This window comes from Flexibacter flexilis DSM 6793 (assembly GCF_900112255.1).
GTDB lineage: Bacteria > Bacteroidota > Bacteroidia > Cytophagales > Flexibacteraceae > Flexibacter > Flexibacter flexilis.
In genome coordinates this window covers 1-4470 of sequence record NZ_FOLE01000027.1, presented here as the reverse complement: position 1 = coordinate 4470, position 4470 = coordinate 1, and the positions used below count along the sequence as shown (strand labels likewise).

The 4470-nt window shown below is 41.3% G+C and carries 2 protein-coding genes; one reads left to right on the top strand and one right to left on the bottom strand.

What is annotated here, in order from left to right; genetic code table 11:
• Nucleotides 1–77: 77 nt before the first annotated feature.
• Entirely contained in the window at nt 78–986 is a 909-nt protein-coding gene (locus BM090_RS17955; RefSeq protein WP_091517041.1) for a type IV secretory system conjugative DNA transfer family protein, read from the bottom strand.
• Between the two features lie 127 nt (nt 987–1113).
• Between BM090_RS17955 and BM090_RS17950 the strand changes: the two genes are divergently transcribed.
• On the top strand, nt 1114–3891 hold the full coding sequence (locus BM090_RS17950; RefSeq protein ID WP_091517039.1) for a DNA methyltransferase: 2778 nt from the start codon (nt 1114–1116) through the stop codon (nt 3889–3891).
• Nucleotides 3892–4470: the final 579 nt, after the last annotated feature.

The following is a 4470-nucleotide window of genomic DNA, read 5'->3' as shown; positions in this document are numbered from 1 at the left end:
GGTCAAAAACTTGCACTTTGCCAAGTATTCCAAAATTAACTGCTGGGAAGGTTTGATGTCCATGGTCAAATACAAAATTAAAAGGGATACTTGGGAGCTAATTTTTGAGCAGGAACAGCCTTTGCAATCTCCGCAGATGAAGCCTGCGCAGCGGGGTCTTGGTATTGTCCCGATTGCTGCAAAAGATACTCTTTCAACTGCCCTGCCTGTTTTTTGTCCAAAAAGAAGGGCGGCTGATGCCCAATCAAAAAAGTGTCAGGCTCAAACACAAAGGCGGGCTGACTGCCTGATTTACAGTAGAATTTGTAAGGCGGCAATTGCTGTAACTGTGTGGTTTTCACCCCAATTTCAGCAGCAAAATCTTTTAAATCCTTAAAACCATTTGCCCCCACCAATTTGGTAAAGGTGTTGGATAAAATGGTACGCAAAAGCCTTGTGTCTGTGATTTGTCCTAAATTTTGGTTGGCAATGACCAAATGTAGGCCAAATTTTCTGCTTTCTTCCAGAATCAGGCCGATGCTCGGACTCAGGTAATTTTGGAACTCGTCAATAAACAAAAAGCAAGGTTTTCTGTATTCTTTGGGCTGGTCGGCTCTGCCCAACACAATGCTTTGTAGTCTGGCAATCAGCAGCTTATTAAAGGCGCGACTGGCTTCTTCGCCCTTGTCTTTGGTGAAGCGCACGATAATAATTTTGCCTTCATTGATGGCCTTTTCCAAGTGCATGGTGCTGCGGCCAGTGGTGGCGCGATAGAAACCGTCGTTGTTGAGCAATGACTGGATTCTGGTGTAAATTCCCGTTTTGGTATGCTCGTAACTTTTGTTCAAAAAGGCCGTTTCAAAGAAATGGCGATGGGCAGGAAAGGGACTTTTTTTGCCTAATTCCAGCAAAGCAGGGTCGTTTTGCATGAAATTTTGCAGGTCTTTGAGGCTTCTATTTTCGTCCAATAAAAGCGTGGCCACGCAAGGAATTAAAAGGGTTTGCATTTGCAAAGTTAATTCCGCTGAAGGCTTCTTCACCCACCTTATTTTTGCTATTCTTACGCTTACCCTATATTTTGCAAAGTTTTAAAATTGTCTTTCATTTTATTTAAAATTATAACGCACTTCTATTATGGCATTAAGCTGGAACGAAATCAAAACGAGAGCTGTCGAATTTTCCAAAGAATGGGCTAATACTTCCAACGAAGAAGCGGATGCCAAACCCTTTTTAGACGCTTTCTTTAATGTCTTTGGCATTACACGCAAAAAAATCGGAACATTTGAGCACCGTGTCAAAAAACTTGATGACGCGAGCGGATACATCGACTTGCTTTGGAAAGGGGTTATCCTCATCGAAATGAAAAGTCGCGGCAAAAACCTTGACAAAGCCTACCAACAAGCCATACAATATACCCATGGGCTAAAGCAACACGAATTACCCAAATATATTCTTATTTCTGATTTTGAAATTTTCAGGCTCTACGATCTCGAAGAAGACAAGACCCTTGAATTTCAAATCTCCGAACTGGTCAATAATGTCCAGCATTTCGGGTACTTGCTCGGATACCAAAAAAAGGAGTACAAGGAACAAGACCCCGCCAACATCAAGGCTGCCGAACTCATGGGAAAGCTCCACGACAGCCTAAAAGAGATTGGTTATGACGGACACCCGCTCGAAGTCTATTTGGTGCGAATCCTTTTCGTATTGTTTGCCGAAGACACCACTATTTTCAATAAACAACAGTTTCAGGAATACATCGAGCAACGAACCAACGAAGACGGCAGCGACTTGGCCGCCAAGCTCCAAGAACTCTTCCAAGTCCTCAACACCCCCAAAGAAAAACGGTTTAAAAACCTTGACGAACAACTCGCAGACTTCCCCTATGTCAACGGAAAGTTGTTTGAAGAAATATTACCGACCGCCAGTTTCGACAGCAAAATGCGACGCGCTTTGCTCGAATGTTGTTACATCGACTGGAGCAAAATTTCCCCTGCCATTTTCGGCTCCATGTTCCAAAGCGTCATGAATCCCGTGGAGCGGCGAAATCTGGGCGCACACTATACCAGCGAAGCCAATATCCTCAAACTCATCAAGCCCCTTTTCTTGGATGAACTTTGGGCTGAATTTCACGCCGTCAAAGACAATAAAAACAAACTCGCCGAATTTCATAAAAAACTCAGCACCCTCAAATTCCTTGACCCTGCCTGCGGATGCGGTAACTTTTTGGTCATCACTTACCGAGAATTGCGACTGCTCGAACTCGAAATTCTACGCACCCAATACAAAAACCAAATGGCGACCCAGATTCAGGACATCATTTGGCTGGATGTTGACCAATTTTGCGGCATCGAATACGAGGAGTTCCCCGCACAAATTGCACAAGTAGCCTTATGGCTCATCGACCACCAAATGAACATGCGCATCAGCAATGAATTTGGACAATATTTTGCCCGTTTACCACTAAAGAAAAGTGCTAAAATTATTCACGGAAACGCATTGCGTACAGATTGGGAAAGTGTTGTATCCAAAAACGAACTTTCATATATCATAGGAAACCCGCCGTTTCTTGGTAAAAAAGAACAAAACGCAAACCAAAAATCAGACATGGAATTTGTTTTTTCGGGCATTAAAGGAAGTGGCATTTTAGATTATGTAACGGCTTGGTACATAAAAGCAGCTCAATTCATTCAAAAAACAGATATCAAAGTAGCTTTTGTTTCTACTAATTCCATTTCACAAGGCGAACAAGTTGGCATTTTATGGCAAATTCTTTTCAATAAATATCATATCAAAATTCATTTTGCTCATCAAACATTTTCTTGGAGTAACGAAGCAAAAGGAAATGCAGCTGTTCATGTTATTATTGTAGGTTTTGCCAACTTCGACAGCAAAAATGAAAAACGAATTTTTGAATATGAAAATATAAAAGGCGAGCCGCACGAAATAAAAGCAAAAAATATCAATCCGTTTTTAGTAGAAGGTAAAGATATTACAGTTGAAAATAGGAAGTCGCCAATTAGTAAGGTTTCTGAAATTATTTATGGCAGTTTTGCGCTAGATGATGGAAACTATACGTTGTCAGAAGAGGAACGAAAAGAAATTATTTCTGAAAATAAAAGTTCTGAAAAATTGATTAAACCTTTTATTGGTGGGCGAGAGTTACTACATTCAGAAAAGCGTTATTGTTTGTGGCTTGCAGAAGCAGAACCAAGCGATATTAAAGGTAATAGTAAAATAAAAGAACGTGTTGAAGCTGTTAAGAAATGGCGTTCAAATAGCGATAGAGCAAATACAAAAAAGCTTGCGTACACACCAACGCTTTTTGCAGAAGTGCGGCAACCGAAAACAAATTATTTAGCATTTCCGACAGTTTCGTCAGTAAACAGAAAATACATTCCGATTGCTTTTCTTTCGCCAAATATTATAGCTTCAAATCAGTTGTATGTTTTACCTAACGCAACACTTTTTCATTTTGGCATTTTGACTTCAATAATGCACATGTCTTGGGTAAAGTACATTTGTGGCCGCTTGAAAAGTGATTATCGTTATTCGGCAAGTATTGTTTACAACAATTATCCTTGGCCGCAAAACCCCACCGACAAGCAAATCAAAGCCATTGAAGCGGCAGCGCAAAAGGTATTAGACGTTCGGGCAAGTTTTCAGCTCCCTTCCGATGGAGGGCTGTCCGCAGAACGGGGTGGTTCAAGTTTGGCCGATTTATACGACCCGCTGACCATGCCGCCCGACTTAGTCAAAGCCCATCAGAATTTGGATAAAGCCGTAGATTTGGCCTATCGTTCCCAGCCATTCACGACGGAAGCCAACCGAATGGAATTTCTATTTGGGCTTTATGAGCAATACACTGCCGATTTATTTTTCGTGGCCAAACCCAAGCGCAAACGCTCCTAAATACGGGTGGTTTTTATTGGCACATTATAATTTCCCCATAGACACGTATTTCAATGCGTGTCTTTTTTGCGTGAGTCTTTTTCATGGGTGCGTCTTTTTTATTCAATGCATCTTTTTTTATTCCCCTCCCCAATGGGGAGGGGTTAGGGGTGGGGTTTTTGTTCATTGAGGTTTTCGTCGATATATACGCGCTGCTGTGCATATTCTTTTAAACACCTGTATCATTTGTTATAATTTCCCCATAGACACGTATTTCAATGCGTGTCTATTTTTGCGTGTGTCTTTTTCATGGGTGCATCTTTTTTTATTCCCCTCCCCATTGGGGAGGGGTCAGGGGTGGGGTTGTGTTGAGATGGGGTTTTTATTAATTGAGGTTTTCGTCGGGGTGGGGTTTTTCTTACGGAGGTTTTTTGTTAGGGGTGGGGTTTTGTATATTTTCCTTTTTATTCTTACTTTCGTCAAACTAAAAACCAATTTATTTTAATTTTAAAAACCCACTTGTCTTTTTATGGCATCTACATCCGAAACAGGCCACGCCAAGAACGTCGCCAATTTCCAAACCCTCATTAGTTTTTGCAC